General features: G+C 42.2%; 20 protein-coding genes. 6 read left to right on the top strand and 14 right to left on the bottom strand.

The window, feature by feature from the left end:
• Window positions 1-127 precede the first annotated feature (127 nt).
• The 3 genes from M1D84_RS03320 to M1D84_RS03310 all read left to right on the top strand — a co-directional run bounded on the left by M1D84_RS03320 (window position 128) and on the right by M1D84_RS03310 (window position 1,455).
• Complete coding sequence (locus M1D84_RS03320) at window positions 128-532, top strand: helix-turn-helix domain-containing protein (protein WP_024426060.1); 405 nt, start codon at window positions 128-130, stop codon at window positions 530-532.
• A 130-nt stretch (window positions 533-662) separates the two neighbouring features.
• Window positions 663-1,064, top strand: a complete 402-nt coding sequence (locus M1D84_RS03315; RefSeq protein WP_122631925.1) for a helix-turn-helix domain-containing protein — start codon at window positions 663-665, stop codon at window positions 1,062-1,064.
• 70 nt (window positions 1,065-1,134) lie between these two features.
• Entirely contained in the window at window positions 1,135-1,455 is a 321-nt protein-coding gene (locus tag M1D84_RS03310) for a winged helix-turn-helix transcriptional regulator (RefSeq protein WP_073207472.1), read from the top strand.
• An 80-nt stretch (window positions 1,456-1,535) separates the two neighbouring features.
• Here the strand turns inward: M1D84_RS03310 and M1D84_RS03305 are convergent, their stop codons facing one another.
• The 4 genes from M1D84_RS03305 to M1D84_RS03290 are packed head-to-tail and all read right to left on the bottom strand — an operon-like array spanning window position 1,536 to window position 4,993.
• Window positions 1,536-2,225, bottom strand: coding sequence for an ABC transporter permease (locus M1D84_RS03305; RefSeq protein ID WP_024423486.1), 690 nt, complete (start codon window positions 2,223-2,225; stop codon window positions 1,536-1,538).
• Between the two features lie 21 nt (window positions 2,226-2,246).
• Entirely contained in the window at window positions 2,247-3,164 is a 918-nt protein-coding gene (locus M1D84_RS03300; RefSeq protein WP_034621488.1) for an osmoprotectant ABC transporter substrate-binding protein, read from the bottom strand.
• A 13-nt stretch (window positions 3,165-3,177) separates the two neighbouring features.
• Window positions 3,178-3,831 carry an ABC transporter permease gene (locus tag M1D84_RS03295; protein ID WP_024423488.1) on the bottom strand — a complete coding sequence of 218 codons (654 nt, stop codon included), beginning with the start codon at window positions 3,829-3,831 and terminating at the stop codon, window positions 3,178-3,180.
• A 13-nt stretch (window positions 3,832-3,844) separates the two neighbouring features.
• Window positions 3,845-4,993, bottom strand: coding sequence for a betaine/proline/choline family ABC transporter ATP-binding protein (locus tag M1D84_RS03290; protein ID WP_332284925.1), 1,149 nt, complete (start codon window positions 4,991-4,993; stop codon window positions 3,845-3,847).
• A 269-nt stretch (window positions 4,994-5,262) separates the two neighbouring features.
• Here M1D84_RS03290 and M1D84_RS03285 point away from each other — a divergent pair, with 269 nt between their 5' ends.
• Window positions 5,263-5,799, top strand: a complete 537-nt coding sequence (locus tag M1D84_RS03285; RefSeq protein WP_024423490.1) for a GbsR/MarR family transcriptional regulator — start codon at window positions 5,263-5,265, stop codon at window positions 5,797-5,799.
• Between the two features lie 55 nt (window positions 5,800-5,854).
• On the opposite strand, the gene M1D84_RS03280 is transcribed toward M1D84_RS03285, so the two are convergent.
• Window positions 5,855-6,487, bottom strand: coding sequence for a MarC family protein (locus M1D84_RS03280; RefSeq protein WP_041107823.1), 633 nt, complete (start codon window positions 6,485-6,487; stop codon window positions 5,855-5,857).
• A gap of 118 nt (window positions 6,488-6,605) precedes the next feature.
• On the opposite strand from M1D84_RS03280, the gene M1D84_RS03275 reads away from it, so the two are divergent.
• Complete coding sequence (locus M1D84_RS03275) at window positions 6,606-7,070, top strand: hypothetical protein (protein ID WP_458106404.1); 465 nt, start codon at window positions 6,606-6,608, stop codon at window positions 7,068-7,070.
• A 15-nt stretch (window positions 7,071-7,085) separates the two neighbouring features.
• Window positions 7,086-7,550, top strand: a complete 465-nt coding sequence (locus M1D84_RS03270; protein ID WP_122631927.1) for a GNAT family N-acetyltransferase — start codon at window positions 7,086-7,088, stop codon at window positions 7,548-7,550.
• A gap of 25 nt (window positions 7,551-7,575) precedes the next feature.
• Here the strand turns inward: M1D84_RS03270 and M1D84_RS03265 are convergent, their stop codons facing one another.
• The 9 genes from M1D84_RS03265 to M1D84_RS03225 form a co-directional block, all read right to left on the bottom strand.
• A complete protein-coding gene (locus M1D84_RS03265; RefSeq protein WP_024426069.1) occupies window positions 7,576-7,857 on the bottom strand; it encodes a hypothetical protein in 282 nt (93 codons plus the stop codon).
• A complete protein-coding gene (locus M1D84_RS03260) occupies window positions 7,854-8,222 on the bottom strand; it encodes a zinc metalloprotease (protein WP_044333909.1) in 369 nt (122 codons plus the stop codon). The genes M1D84_RS03265 and M1D84_RS03260 overlap by 4 nt, the downstream gene beginning before the upstream one ends.
• Window positions 8,219-9,616, bottom strand: a complete 1,398-nt coding sequence (locus M1D84_RS03255; RefSeq protein WP_458106403.1) for a hypothetical protein — start codon at window positions 9,614-9,616, stop codon at window positions 8,219-8,221. The genes M1D84_RS03260 and M1D84_RS03255 overlap by 4 nt, the downstream gene beginning before the upstream one ends.
• On the bottom strand, window positions 9,588-10,355 hold the full coding sequence (locus M1D84_RS03250) for an ATP-binding cassette domain-containing protein (RefSeq protein ID WP_025094039.1): 768 nt from the start codon (window positions 10,353-10,355) through the stop codon (window positions 9,588-9,590). Before M1D84_RS03250 ends, M1D84_RS03255 begins: the two co-directional genes overlap by 29 nt.
• Window positions 10,356-10,413: 58 nt before the next feature.
• Window positions 10,414-10,683: a hypothetical protein gene (locus M1D84_RS03245; RefSeq protein ID WP_024423498.1), complete on the bottom strand. Its 270-nt coding sequence runs from the start codon at window positions 10,681-10,683 to the stop codon at window positions 10,414-10,416.
• 257 nt (window positions 10,684-10,940) lie between these two features.
• Complete coding sequence (gene eno, locus M1D84_RS03240) at window positions 10,941-12,233, bottom strand: phosphopyruvate hydratase (RefSeq protein ID WP_003212752.1); 1,293 nt, start codon at window positions 12,231-12,233, stop codon at window positions 10,941-10,943.
• 30 nt (window positions 12,234-12,263) lie between these two features.
• Complete coding sequence (gene gpmI / locus M1D84_RS03235; protein ID WP_024423499.1) at window positions 12,264-13,799, bottom strand: 2,3-bisphosphoglycerate-independent phosphoglycerate mutase; 1,536 nt, start codon at window positions 13,797-13,799, stop codon at window positions 12,264-12,266.
• On the bottom strand, window positions 13,792-14,553 hold the full coding sequence (gene tpiA, locus M1D84_RS03230) for a triose-phosphate isomerase (RefSeq protein ID WP_017359213.1): 762 nt from the start codon (window positions 14,551-14,553) through the stop codon (window positions 13,792-13,794). The genes gpmI and tpiA overlap by 8 nt, the downstream gene beginning before the upstream one ends.
• 30 nt (window positions 14,554-14,583) lie before the next feature.
• Window positions 14,584-15,768 carry a phosphoglycerate kinase gene (locus M1D84_RS03225; RefSeq protein ID WP_024423500.1) on the bottom strand — a complete coding sequence of 395 codons (1,185 nt, stop codon included), beginning with the start codon at window positions 15,766-15,768 and terminating at the stop codon, window positions 14,584-14,586.
• Window positions 15,769-15,877 lie beyond the last annotated feature (109 nt).

Below are 15,877 nucleotides of genomic sequence, written 5' to 3'. Positions count from 1 at the left end.
CAACATGTAAGACTCTCACATCAAGCAGATTCATTAACTTATGTCAACACTTTTACCCCTCTGCTATTTCCTTTGGTCAATGATCATACTAAAATAAGTCATATACTGAAATGTGAGGTTCGATGTCATGAATCACTTTGGTGAACAATTACGCATTTTAAGAGAAAATAGAAAAATGTCGGTCAATCAGCTTGCCATGTATTCAGGTGTAAGCGCTGCTGGAATTTCTCGTATTGAAAATGGAAAGCGCGGTGTGCCAAAGCCTTTAACCATAAAAAAATTAGCACACGCCTTGAAGGTGCCTTATGAGGATTTAATGCTACTTGCCGGTCATATTGAACAGGAACAAGTTCATGAAATGAAACCGAAATATGAGTCCATGTTAAAAATCTATCAAACGGCGCTTCAAAAGGATGTAGAACATCTCCCCATTTTTGACGGAGACAAATGGGAAAGGCTCTCCGCACAAGACATCAGCCAGCTGAATGAATACTTTCTCACGCTCATCGACCAAAAAAAGGCGAACAAATAGCGGGGCATAAACCTAATGTACATCCACCATTAACTAATGTCAATATTTTCATGGTGTGCTTATTGCCAATAGTCAACAAATCAAGTAAAATAGACATATCGAATCTATAACCATGTGAGGTTTTGCGTTGATGAACTTTGGTGCATATTTAAGAGCATTACGTGAAGAAAAGAAGCTGTCGGTGAACCAATTAGCGATGTATTCTGAGGTCAGCGCTGCCGGTATATCTCGTATTGAAAACGGGAAACGCGGCATTCCGAAACCTCCTACGATTAAAAAGCTAGCTGGTGCGTTAAAGGTACCTTATGAAGACATGATGCAGGCTGCGGGCTATATTGAGGAGGTCTCTTCTGTCCATCAGCACGAGGAAGATGATCTTTCTTTTTCCAAAATAAAGGAAGCCGCAGCGCAATATGAACTTGATGATCTCGAAATATTTGATGGTGACATATGGTCAACCCTTTCGAAAAAAGAAATAGAGGACCTCAACCGCTATTTGTTATTTATGTTAAACAGCCGTTCGTCCTCGTAAATGTTTAAGCTTTTTGCGCCGATTTATGACAGATTTACGGTATAATGAGTTCAGATTGGAGTGAAGAAAGATGAATCAATCTGACATGTGCCCGCGGTTTGAAAAAGCAGTTGAGTTATTGAGTAAACGCTGGGTGGCACTGATTGTTTTTCAGCTTCTCTCAGGTCAGCAGCGCTTTAGTGAAATTGAGGCGGCTCTGACAAATTTAAGTGGAAGAGTTTTATCTGAGAGATTAAAAGAGCTGGAGGCAGCAGGTATTGTAAAACGGGAGGTTTTTGCTGAAACACCCGTGCGCATTGAGTATTCTTTAACAGATATGGGGCGTTCACTTGCACCCGTTTTTGAGGAAATTGCGAAGTGGTCCTCTGACTGGATCACGCTTGAATCATAAAATACCAGCATGCGAACCGCCTGATCATCATAAAACAACCTCCCTTACAGATGTAAGGGAGGTTTTGTCTTTTCAACCGCTTAAGCAGATGTGATGTTTTTTTCAGCTAACGCTTTTCTTTCCTTTTTCTTGTTTGTCGGGCTTAAATAGCGTTCGAGCCAGCCCATGACAAGGTCAGCCATAATAGCCATGAGTGCAGTTGGAATCGCACCTGCTAAAATGATAGCTGTTCCGTTTGTGGCGTTTGATCCTCTGATGATGATATCACCAAGTCCTCCCGCGCCCACAAATGTTCCAATCGCTGTAATACCGATGGCAATGACCAGTGCGGTTCTTAAACCAGCCATAATGACTGATAAAGCAAGCGGTAATTCAACCATTCTCAGCACTTGCCATTTCGTCATGCCCATCGCTTTACCTGATTCTAAATAAGCATGTTCAATGCTGACAATGCCCGTATACGTGTTTCTGATGATCGGCAGAAGCGAATACAGAAAGAGTGATAGGATGACTGTATTTGCGCCAAGTCCTAATACAAGCATCAATACGGAAAGCATCGCTAATGCCGGTATCGTTTGAATGACGTTGGTAACGGCGAAGATCCAATTGCTCAGCTTGCGGTAATGCGCGACAAAGATGCCTACTGGAATCCCGACAATCGCCGCAAATAACACCCCATACGCCGACATGAGAAAATGGCGATAAAATTCTTCTAACACATATGACCCGTTCTGCTGATAATACGTCCATAATTGCTGCAGTGTGTCCATCAGCCGTGACACCTCCCCATCTTACTCAAAGTAATTGTGTTTTTTCAGGAAATTCTTCGCAACGGTTGCTGGTTCTTGAAGCTCCCCGTCGACTTGATAGTTCAGCTCTTGCATTTGTTCTGTATCAATTTTTCCGATCAGCCTGTTGATCACCTTATCAAGCCCTGGATTTTCTTTTAAGACTTTCTCCGGGACTACTGGTGATGCATCATACGGCGGGAAGAACCGTTTATCATCTTTTAAGATTTTAAGGTTATAGGCCTTGATTCGTCCATCTGTTGAATAGGCAAGCACAATATCCATTTTTTCATTCTTTAGAGCATCATAGACTAAACCAATCTGCATCGGATACGTGCTGCCAAATTTGATTCCGTATGTTTTCACGAACCCGTCATAGCCGTCGCCTTTCTTTTTGAGCCAAATATTATCGACACCAAATCGGTAATTGTTCGCATTCTTTTTTAAATCAGATACCGTTTCTAACTTGTTTTCCTTCGCCATCTTCTGCGTCACAGCAAAGGCATACGTATTATCAAATCCATAAGAATCAAACCATTTGTAATCATAGCGTTTTTTAAATTCTTTTTGGACGATCTCCATCGCACGCTCTGGGTCTTTTTCCGCATCCATTCCAAGCGTACTTGTTAAATCCGTGCCTGAATATCTTGTCGCAGAAATGTCGACATCTCCGTTTTCCATTGCTTTCTGCTGCACAGTATTGGAGCCTAGGTTTTTCACAATGGTCGTCTTTTTATCTGTGTAATGTTCGATCATATCGCCAACCATATAGGCCATAATTTCTGATTCGGTAAAGTTTTGTGCTCCAATTCGCAGCGTGCCCCCTGAGGAGCCGGCTAGTCCAGGAAGTGAACAGCCGCTTATCAATAGCAAGCATCCGGCAAGCAGTGCACTGATCCATGTTGTTTTTCGATTCTTCACATAAGCCAACTCCTTATGAAACTTCCTTCAATCCTTTTAAGCCTTCTGGTGTTACTTTTTTCTCCAGCTTCATTAATGATAGGTCGATGATGACTGCTAAAATTGTGACTGGTATCGCACCCGCAATAATAAATTCCGGCTGATACAGCTGAAGTCCAATCAAAATGTAGTCACCTAGACCGCCTCCACCGATAAAGGCTGCAAGTGTTGTCCAGCCAATCAAATATATCGTTGACGTTCTGACACCTGCCATAATGACCGGTACAGCAAGCGGGAGTTCAACAAGACGAATTTGTTCCCATGTTGTCATCCCGATTCCTTTACCGGATTCAAGCAAGTTTTTGTTCACACCTTGGACCCCGGCATACGTATTTCTTAAAATAGGTAAAACCGAATAGAAAAAGAGAGCAACGATTGCAGGTATTTTCCCAACCCCCAAAATAGGAATAAAAAAGGCAAGAATCGCTAAACTAGGGAGTGTTTGAAAGATATTCACAACACCGATGATAAAACCTGCGCCTCGCTTCATTCGTGTGAGTACCACACCTAAAGGAACGGCAACAAGAATACCGAGTACGACAGCAATTAAGGAAATATATAAATGCTCCCACATTTTTGTGAGGAGTTCCCCACCATTTTTCTCTAGAAAGTCGATGATTTGATCCATGTGTACACCTCCCTTAATTCATTTCAGTGACAGCCGCCGGCGTATCGTCTCCCCAAATGGAGTCGTATACAACATCTACAAGACTTGCACGTGTCACAATGCCTTTTAAGTGCCCTTCTGCATCCACAACCGGTACATATTTAATGCCGCGTATTAAGATTTTCCGGACAGTGTCTCTTAGAAGTGCGCCTTCTTGTACGGTATAGAACTCTGTATTTAAAATATCACCAACGAAAGCTGCTTTTCTGCGGTTCGCATCGATTGTTTCAATATCGATATAGCCTTTTAGCACATGATGTTCATCTACTACAAGCAAGGAATCGACCCGCTTTTCTCTCATGATGTAGATGGCATCTGTTAATGTTTTTTCAACTGTAACGGTGACTGGTGACGTGTTCATCATTTGTTCTACACGTTCCATATTCGGATTTGATTGAAGCAGACGTTCTTTGCCGATGAATTCTTCTACGAATTCATTGGCTGGGTTCCGCAGAATATCGTCAGGCGTACCTACTTGAACAATCTCTCCATCTTTTAAAATCACAATTCGATCAGCTAGTTTAATAGCTTCGTCCATGTCATGTGTGACGAATACGATGGTTTTATTTAACGTTTTTTGCAGTTTCTTAAATTCTTCCTGCAATGAATCTCGTGTGATTGGATCAAGTGCGCCAAACGGTTCATCCATGAGGATCAGAGGGGGTTCCGCTGCTAGTGCGCGAAGAACACCGATGCGCTGCTGCTGTCCTCCGCTGAGTTCATGAGGGTAGCGCTCTAAATATTCCGGTCCCATGTCGACGAGCTTCAGCAGTTCACGCGCCCGTTCTTTTCGTTTTTCTTCCGGCCATTTTAACAGCTTCGGAACAAGTGAAATGTTTTGTGCGATGGTCATATGGGGGAACAGTCCAATTTGCTGAATCACATAGCCAATTTCTCTTCTTAATTGAACTGGATCTTTTTTCATAATGTTTTCTCCCTCGATGAAGATTTTTCCTGAGGAAGGTTCGATAAGTCGGTTGATCATCTTCATGGTTGTTGTCTTACCACAGCCACTCGGTCCAATAAAACAAATAAATTCTCCTTTTGCTATTTCTAAATTAATATTTTTGACAGCTTTTTTTCCGCCTTTATACGTCTTAGATACATTCTCTAGTTTCAGCAAATGAGACACCTCCAATTAGTCGGATCAATATTTTCAGAAAATTTACACCTTATTTATTATAGTGCAAACTTTATAAAATAAAAAGTTTATGATGTGTTTGTATTGCATAACATTTATTTAAAATTTTCAGTTAACGGCCTGATAGATAGAGATCTCTCCTTTTTCCTCCAAATTACGAGCAAATACTCAATATTTATTGTTTTCATCAACAAACAGGTATATGATATATTGTGTTACAAATTGTCAGTCGTGAAGGGATGAATCGGGGAGTGGACAAGCAAGCGTTAGGCGCCATTCAAAAAGCACAGGATCATTATATTGAAAAAGCTGCCGAGAACATGAATGCCTTTGGTCTTTCTTCTACAGTGGGTAGAGTGCTTGGTATCATTCACATGAACCGTAAACCAATGACGCTTGGAGAGCTATCAGAGGCGACAGGCATGAGCAAAACGAGAATGAGTCAAGTCGTTCGAGAAATGCTTGATTTGAATATTGCGGAAAAGGTTTATGAAAAAGGAATACGTAAAGATCTATATGACGTTGAGCAAGATCAATACCAAACGTTTATTTCCTTGTTTGCAGCCAATTGGTCCCGAGTTGTCAGCAAAAATCGCAAGGCACATAAGAAAACGTGCAAGGAATTGCTGGAGCTGCTTGAACAGGACGACCTGCCAGAAGAGACAGAGAATAAAATCAATCTGCTTCTTTCAGAAATCAAGGAAAGTCTTGATTACTATGATTGGATTAGCCGCTTAATTGAATTCTTTGAAAGTGAAGAAGTGTTTAAGCATGTGCCGAAACCTTAAAAAAAGCTGTTTTATTTTACATCATTGTAGAAAAAAACAGCTTTTTTATATACACTTATTGCATAAACATTGGAAACATCCCTTTTAAGCCTGCGCCGATCATCTCAACTGCCACTACAGCAAGAATTAATCCCATTAACCGCGTCACGACATTCATCTCTGTTTTCCCCATTTTCCGCATAATGAAACTTGAATAATGAAAGGCATAAAAGGTCATTGCCAGAACGATGACAATGCCGATTAAAATCGCAAACATGTGAAGCATCCCTTGACTTCCCGGGGTTAAACTCATCACTGTAGCGATTGTACCGGGACCAGCGATGATCGGAATCGCCAGCGGCGTAACGGAGACATCCGCCTTTTCTTTGCTTTCTGCCTTTTCCTCAGAATGAGGATTTTGGACATGTGACTCCTTTGCATTCAGTAAATTGTAAGCGATACCAAAAATAAAAATACCTCCGGCGATACGGAGTGCATGAATATCGATCCCAAACAATTTGAAAATGAGCCTCCCTGCCAATAGAAAGGCAACCAGAATAATGAAAGAGACCACAATGGCTTTTTTGGCTGTCTGGGAGCGTTCTTTTTCTGTATATCCCTCTGTTAAAGTGATGAAAAGAGGCACGTTTCCAATAGGGTTTGATACAGCAAATAATGAGACCACAACATGAATCATAAAGGAAATCAACAGACACCCTCCTTTTTTCATAGTGTCTGCCAATCTGATGTGAATATTCCCTTGTGATGTTAAAACCTGTATATATTTAACCGATGATAATAAAGGTTTAAAGAAAGGGGAATGACACATGAAGAAAACGATCACCATCATCCTTCTATCTGTTGCGGTTTTAGGAGCAGCCGGCTGGATGGTTTGGCAGCAGCAGACCATCAAAGCAGCTGAGGAAAAACATCAGCAAGAAAGCAAAACGAACGACGAGAAGCTTTCGAAGTTAAAATCAGATCAAGCGGATATGAAGCATGAAAACGAAAAACAAAAAAAGAAACTGTCTACCATCACCAAAAAGCTCAAAAACGAAAAGAAAGCCTATCAAAAAGAAGTCAAGCAGCGTAAAATACTTGAGTCAAAAATTGACCAGCTTCAAAAAGAGCTGACAGCAGCGAAAGCCACTGCTCAAGCGAATAAACAGAGCGCACAGGCTGCAAGGCAACCAACTGTTAAAAAAGACCCAAATGTCACTCACAATCCGCCCTCACAATGGGTACAGGATCAATATGATTGGGGTGTGAAACAAGGATATATTAAAGAATAGAAAGGATGAAAAAATATGATACACATTCGGCCATTGTCAGGTGATCAATCCGTCCCTATAGATCTTTTACTCTTAGCTGATCCTTCAAAGGAAAAGGTTCTTACTTATGTGCAATCCGGCTCTTGTTATGCCGCGTATCATGATCAGGACGTGATTGGTGTCTATGTGCTTTTATCTCTGTCTCAGCAGACAGTCGAAATCATCAATGTCGCCGTGAAGGAATCATGGCAAGGGAAAGGAATTGGGAAGCAGCTGATCCGCCATGCCATTGCTGAAGCGAAAGCCGCAGGTTTTCAGACGGTTGAAATCGGCACAGGCAACTCGAGCATTCAGCAGCTCGCACTTTATCAGAAATGCGGCTTCCGCATGACATCTATTGACCACGATTTCTTTCTTAAGCATTATGATGAACCGATTTTTGAAAATGGCATTCAGTGTATGGATATGGTACGGCTGTCACTCACTTTGCAAGCAGACTGATGTTTTGTTCCGTCCGTCTGCTTTTTTATGTTCTGCGTTTTTTTACCACATGCTTCACATATTGAATGAAGAAATAAAGCACGGCGCCAGCTAAAAAGCAGACCACACACCCAAAGAGCGTCGCCTCTGAGCTGAATTGATACTCTTCAATTTTCATGATATAAAATGGCATGCCAAACAATGTTGGGCTTGATTCAACATGATTGACCTCTAGCAGCAGTAAAAAAACAGGGGTCATAAACACAGCAAATACATACAGCATCGCAAGTGTTATACCGCTGGAAAACGAATGAAATACTTTGATCATCTCTTTCTCTCCTTCATTTCTTTTAAACTGGCTGTGATATTTTTTCCGTCAGGGCAAGCTGGATGCAGCATCACCGTATTCAGTAAAGAAAAAAACAGCAGCTGATGACTGACCGGATACTTCCATATCATAAAAAGCACAAGCGAACAAAGCACCGGAAAGAGCGGGCCTGCAAGTGCCACCATCATATTGAAGCTCGGCCGGACAAATTTCTCATGGACGACCGCCACATGCTTCCAATCAATCGTTATCACAAAATCAAAGAGCGGCCTTTTTTCGATTTTGTTACACAACATGATCATCAGCATATGACCGAGTTCATGTATCACCACAACCGCTAGGAAACTACACACAAGCTCTATCATCGCAAGACAGGCCTCTTTAACATGACCGTATATATGCAGCTATAAAATGCAAGTGAACCTAGCAGATAAGCAGTGGCGAGAAGATACACATCTGATGAAAGCCACTTCAATAAAAGCATATCGATGAAGCTAAATACAGCAATCATCATCACGATGACAAACAGTTTATTAAACTCACTGATCTTTACGATAAACCCTATACAGGCCGCCATGACAGTGATCAACAAAATGGACAAACTTGCGAGGCCATGACCTTCACTTTCAATACCTATCACCATAGATGCAAGCCCAATAAACACAAAATATATCAACAAATTAATAGCGTAATAAAATAAAATTCTCGACAATAAGTAAGCACTCTTTGATGTATTTAACATAAAGATGGCCCTTTGATTCATATGATATTCTCTGCCAATCATCAGCGGAAGCATGATCAATATTTCCTTTAACGCATACTGCACAATAAAGGCATACATCCAGCCGGTTTCTACCGGTGTAAAAACAAATGGCAGCCCCGCCGTCAAACAAATGAGAAATAGAAACAAAATGCCCTGTTCTTTAAAAACAGCTGACCGGCTGAAATAGACCAATTCCTGCCGCAGGTGCGACAGAAAGGAAGATTGCGTTCTAATTTTCTTGTAAGAAAACGACTTTACCTCTGTTTTCAGCTGCAAAAACATCTGATGGACATAAGAAGCCGCTAACCCCTTCAGCCAGAGCCAGCCAGCGCTTAGAAGGATCACGAGAAATATGAGATAGACTGATGGCCATACTCGGATCATCTCCATTGCTTTTTTCAAAAGGAGAAACACCAATAGATTCAGCACCGCAAAGCCGAGCGTTTGCAGCAGCAAATGCTCTTTTGTTTTTGATACGAAATGGCTCACAGCAATCCGCATCACCATCCAAGAAGCAAGTGCAAGCAGCGCCAGTACACAGCAAGTCATGCATACAGCCGTTATCCAATACAAAGATGGCGTAACACCGCTGATCAAAAGGCCTAATACAATCGGTAAAAAAAGCAGTCCAACCATAAGGAAACAAAAGAGCACTGGAAAGAAATACACACAAAGGACAAATGGCACACTTTGTATCGCACTATTCAAAAAGTAAAATTGATATTCCTGACGCTTTAATTTATTGCGGGATAACACAATACCTGCACCTAGAAGTAAAAGCGTCATTTTCATCAATTGGAGATATAAAGCAGCCGGCTCACTTTCTCCTGCCTGCATGAAAAAGCGAAGGCTGATGACGACATATATCGCATACATGAGCAAGAAAAAAACCACGGCTGCGAGAAGCTGTATAGGGTACTTTTTTGCGAGCTGCTTTCCTTTCGTTGTCAGCATTCCCCATTCTATTTTATGAAGAACGTGTCGTGTCCAGATCATTGAGCAACCTCTCCACCTGCATATAGTAATCTCGATTCACTTCTTTATAAATTTCTTCAAGTGCCTGATGAGGAAATGTCTGAGTCGTTTCTTGGCGGGACATATCCAGCTTGACGTCCCCATTTCTTAAGATCATGAGATGGTCATAAAGCGTATCACCAAAGCTCAAATGATGGGTTGAAATGAGAATGCCAGCGCCTTGATCTCTCAGCTTCATGAGCACCTTTTTTAAGATGATCATCATATCTGGATCAAGACCGTTCGTTGGCTCATCAAACACATAATAATCACATGGCCTGAGGAGCTGTGAAATGATCTGCGTTTTCTTTTGATTGCCATGAGACAGCTGAGCGATAGGCTGATCCATATACGAACCCAGCTCAAACAGATCGATGAACGTCTCTTCCCGTGTGACATCTTGCTCATTTGGCAGTTGAAGTAATTGAAAGTATTCCCTCGGTGATAAATAATCGAACAACGAATGCTCGTCAGGAATATAGGACACATGTTTTTTCAACAAGGAGATATGTTCTGAGGATTGAAGATTCAGCTGTTTACCATGTAAAGTGACGCATCCTTTAAATGGCGTCAGCCCAAACATGGATTGGATTATCGTCGTCTTTCCCGCACCATTATGCCCCAAAAGCAACAGCATCTGCCCTTTCTCGACATTCATTTGAATATTTCGGAGAGAGAAGGTGCGGCTATATGTTTTTTCTTTTAATCGTAATGTCAGCATCATATCCCTCCGTTTGTTTCAGATAGAACAGATGCCCTTGCATCTGTTCTCATCCCTGTTAAAAACCGCACTGGATTTTAACGTACATGCCTAATAATTTGAACTCTCCTAAAAATTTGGAGCCTCGTCCGAAGGTCTTGCATGCCCAAATCAATGCTCCAAGTGAAATAATGCCCAATATAGCGGCAAGGACATAAATCCAAAATGCGTTTTTCTGTACATTCTTAGAAGTTAGAATTCGTTGCTTCCTTTCATCATATGCCGCCAATAGGTGAAGAACATACATATATACACCTACTGGAAAACGAAGGCTAAAAGGATTCAGCATCTCATCACCCCCTAATATATGTAAAATGATACCACCCCCTTACAGAAAGCATAAGTTCATTTCAGATCATATTTTTAGTCGATTTTTCATGATTTAGTGCTTATAAATGGAGGGGATTTTGCTTTTTTCTCTAACTGAAGGAGGATTTTTTACAAAAATAGGATAAGTCAAATGAATTAGCCAGCGGATTTCGCTTAACACAAAAAAACGCTGCGCCCCGCTCTCATGAAAGAGCGGAACGCAGCGCATAGCTGACATTATTTATTCAAGTTATAGAATGTTGCAATGCCGTGATATTGTGCTGTTTCAGCCAATTGATCTTCGATGCGAAGTAATTGGTTGTATTTCGCCACACGGTCCGTACGAGACGGAGCACCTGTTTTGATTTGTCCAGCATTTGTTGCAACAGCGATGTCTGCAATCGTGCTGTCTTCAGTTTCACCAGAACGGTGAGAGATAACAGCTGTGTATCCTGCGCGTTTTGCCATTTCGATTGCATCAAATGTTTCAGTTAATGTACCGATTTGGTTTACTTTGATCAGGATTGAGTTACCAACGCCGTTTTTGATTCCTTCAGATAGCTTCTTCGTATTTGTAACGAATAAGTCATCTCCTACTAGCTGAACCTTGCTGCCAAGGCGCTCAGTTAATAGTTTGTGACCTTCCCAGTCGTTTTCATCAAGGCCGTCTTCGATAGAGATGATTGGGTATTTCGATACCATATCTTCATACCAATCAACCATTTCAGCAGATGTTTTCACAACACCTTCGCCTGATAAATGATATTTACCGTCTTCTTTGTTGTAGAACTCAGAAGATGCAGCATCCATTGCAAGTTTCACTTCTTCACCTGGTTTGAAGCCAGCTTTTTCGATCGCTTCAACGATTGTTTGAAGTGCTTCTTCGTTAGAACCAAGGTTTGGAGCGAATCCACCTTCGTCACCTACAGCTGTGTTTAAGCCTTTTGCGCTTAATACAGATTTCAGACTATGGAAGATTTGAGCGCCCATGCGAAGTGCTTCACGGAAGTTCGGTGCACCTACAGGCATAATCATGAATTCTTGAATGTCTACGTTGTTATCCGCATGCTCTCCACCGTTGACGATGTTCATCATTGGTACTGGAAGCGTTTTGGAGTTGAATCCACCAAGGTATTGATAAAGTGGAATTTGTAAGAAATCAGCAGCCGCACGTGCTACAGCGATAGATACGCCAAGGATTGCGTTTGCGCCTAATTTCCCTTTGTTTTCTGTTCCGTCAAGTTCGATTAACATTTTGTCAATCGCTACTTGTTCTGTTACATCAAAGCCTAAAAGCTCTGGTGCAATGATTTCGTTTACGTTGTTTACAGCTGTCAGAACACCTTTTCCAAGGTAACGGTCTTTGTCTCCGTCACGTAGTTCTACTGCTTCATATTCACCAGTAGAAGCACCACTTGGAACAAGCGCACGGCCAAAGCCGCCAGATTCTGTGTAAACTTCTACTTCAACTGTTGGGTTACCGCGAGAGTCTAATACTTCGCGTGCATATACGTCAACAATGTATGGCATCGTTATTTCTCTCCTTTTGAATCAATTTTTTTATTTCTGAATTAATGATGTTCCTGTCATCTCTTTTGGTTTTTCAAGACCAAGTAAGTCTAAAAGCGTTGGAGATAGATCAGCTAAAATGCCGCCTTCTCTAAGCGTCGCACCTTTTTTCGTCACGATGACTGGTACAGGATTCGTTGTATGTGCAGTATGCGGCTTTCCTTCTTCGGTAATCAGCACGTCTGCGTTACCGTGGTCTGCCGTGATGATGGCATGTCCGCCTTTTGCCAGGATTGCGTCGACTACAGCTCCTAAGCACTCATCTACTGCTTCAATGGCTTTGATTGTTGGCTCAAGCATACCTGAATGACCAACCATATCCGGGTTAGCAAAGTTCAGAATGATCGCATCATGCTTGTCAGCATTGATGTCTGCAACAAGTGCATCCTTTACCTCATAAGCACTCATTTCTGGCTTGAGGTCATAGGTTGCTACATCTGGTGAATTGATTAAGATGCGGTCTTCACCAGGAAATTCTTCTTCACGTCCACCGCTCATAAAGAACGTGACATGAGGATATTTCTCTGTTTCAGCAATCCGCAGCTGTTTCAATCCGTTTTGAGAAAGCACTTCTCCTACTGTGTTATCCAAATTCACTGGTTTGAAGGCAACATAGCCATCTACCGTTTCACTGAAGTGTGTGAAGCAGACGAAGTGTAAATTCTTCGGATGAGCTTCTCCGCGGTCAAACGAGCGGAAATCTGCATTTGTGAAAGTGTTTGAGATTTGGATGGCACGGTCTGGACGGAAGTTATAGAAAATCACAGAGTCGCCGTCGTTTACTTTGGCAACCGGCTCACCATTTTCTCTCGTAATGACAGATGGAATAACGAATTCATCGTAGATTCCATTTTCATAGGAGTCATCAACGACATCATAGATGTTTTGATAGCTTGGCCCTTCACCATATGCCATCGCGCGGTACGCTTTCTCCACACGATCCCAGCGTTTGTCACGGTCCATTGAGTAATAGCGTCCTGAAAGTGTTGCCACTTCACCGACACCGATTTCTTTGATTTGTTCTTCCAGCTGTTTTAAGTACACTTTGGCTGTCTTCTGACCAACATCACGTCCGTCCAAGAAACCATGAATGTATACCTTTGTTAAGCCTTCTTTTTTCGCCAGCTTCAGCAGGGCAAAAAGATGCTGGATGTGACTGTGCACACCGCCGTCTGACAAGAGTCCAAATAAATGAAGCGCCTTGTCATTCTCTTTTGCATACGTCATTGCATCTAGGAACGTTTCGTTTTTCTCAAATTCCCCTTCACGAATGGCAACATTCACCCTTGTTAAGCTTTGATACACAATGCGTCCTGCACCGATGTTCAAATGCCCAACTTCAGAGTTACCCATTTGACCTTCCGGTAGACCTACTGCCTCACCTGAAGCCGTTAAGGTTTGATGCGGAAATTCGTTCCAGTAGCGGTCAAAGTTCGGCTTTTTTGCTTGTGCGACAGCGTTACCGACTGTTTCGCCTCTTAAACCGAACCCGTCTAAGATGATTAATGCAGCTGGTTTCTTACTCATATTGACCTTCCTCCAATAATTGAACGAAAGACTGAGGTTCTAAGCTTGCGCCGCCTACCAAAGCACCGTCAATATCGGATTCTGCCATATATTCTTTAATATTTGCCGGCTTCACGCTTCCGCCATATTGAATGCGAAGGCTGTCTGCCGCTTCTTGACCAAATTCGCTTGCAACGGTTTGGCGGATGTGTGCGCAAACGTCGTTTGCATCTTTCGCTGTAGAAGATTTTCCTGTACCGATCGCCCAGATTGGCTCATATGCAATCACAGATTCAGCAACTTGCTGCTTCGTTAAACCAGCTAGTGCTTTCTTCACTTGATCAGCGACAAGTTCATTTGTTTTGCCAGCTTCACGCTCTTCAAGCGTTTCACCTACACAAATGATTGGAACGATGCCATGCTTGAATGCAGCATGTGCTTTTTTGTTCACTGTTTCATCTGTTTCAGCAAAGAATTCACGGCGCTCTGAATGCCCAATCACTGAATAGCCGATGCCTAAATCTTTTAGAGCAGCAGGGCTGATTTCACCAGTGAATGCACCATTTTCTTCAAAGTGCATGTTTTGTGCACCAATTTTAAGGTCTGTTCCATTTGATAGGCTGTTTAGCTTTTCAAGGAAAAGAGCTGGCGCACAGACAATGGATTCCACTTTGTCAGGAGATGGAATAGATGACTTGACTTCTTCAACGAAGCTGACTGCTTCGCCAAGTGTTTTGTTCATTTTCCAGTTCCCAGCTATAATTGGTTTTCTCATGATTGACACTTCCTTATAGCAGTTTTGGTCTTATTTATCGTTTAATGCAGTAACACCAGGAAGTTCTTTGCCTTCCATAAATTCAAGTGAAGCGCCGCCGCCTGTAGAAATATGGCTCATCTGATCGGCAAGACCAAATTTCTCAACAGCTGCTGCTGAATCTCCACCACCAATGACAGAATATGTATCTTTTGCTTCTGCCAGTGCTTCTGCGATAGCTTTTGTTCCTTTAGCGAATGCATCGATTTCAAATACACCCATTGGTCCGTTCCAGACAACAAGTTTGCTGTTTTTAATAACGTCAGCATACTTTTCTCTTGTCTCTGTTCCAATATCAAGTGCTTCTAGATCACTTGGAATTTCAGAGATTGGCACAATGCTTGTATTCGCATCATTTGAAAAGTCGTCGGCTACCAGAACATCTGTTGGAATCAGGAAGTTCACGCCTTTTTCTTTTGCACGGTCCATAAAGGATTTCGCTAAATCGACTTTGTCTTCTTCTAATAGAGATTTCCCTACCTCGTGGCCAAGTGCTTTCACAAATGTGTAAGCAAGTCCGCCGCCGATGATGAGGTTGTCCACTTTATCAAGAAGACTTTCAATTACACCGATTTTATCCTTTACCTTTGCGCCGCCGATAATCGCTGTAAATGGGCGATCAGGATTTGAAATGGCTTTCCCTAGAACCTCAAGCTCTTTTTGCATGAGGAAGCCTGAAACAGCCGGAAGATAAGCTGCAATACCAGCTGTCGATGCATGTGCACGGTGTGCAGCACCGAACGCATCATTGACATACACATCGGCTAAATCAGCAAATGCTTTTGATAATTCAGGATCGTTCTTTTCTTCACCAGGATAGAAACGAACGTTTTCAAGCACTAGCACATCTCCATCTTTTAAGTCAGAGATTTGCTTTTTCACGTTGTCGCCGTAAGCTTCATCTGCCTTTTTCACTTCTTTTCCAAGAAGCTCTTGCAGACGTTTTGCCACAGGTGTCAGACGCAGTTCTTCAGTAACTTGACCCTTCGGACGACCCAAATGACTAGCTAGCAGTACCTTTGCGCCTTGTCCTGTTAAATACTCAATTGTTGGTAATGCTGCGCGGATACGAGTATCATCCGTCACTTCTCCGTCCTTCATCGGAACGTTAAAATCTACGCGGCAGAACACAACTTTACCTTTTACGTCAATGTCTTTTACTGATTTCTTATTCATGCTCGTCAGGAGATCCTCCTTTATTCTGGTTTCCTTACGCATTGGACAAGACTCTCTTTATCCTTTTCCCATTTTGCCCTCATCAAAACGAGAAATCGTGCAGAACGGA

Source organism: Bacillus sp. PK5-006, from assembly GCF_054161415.1.
Note: the sequence above shows the minus strand (reverse complement) of the source record. Positions and strands in the feature narration are given on the sequence as shown.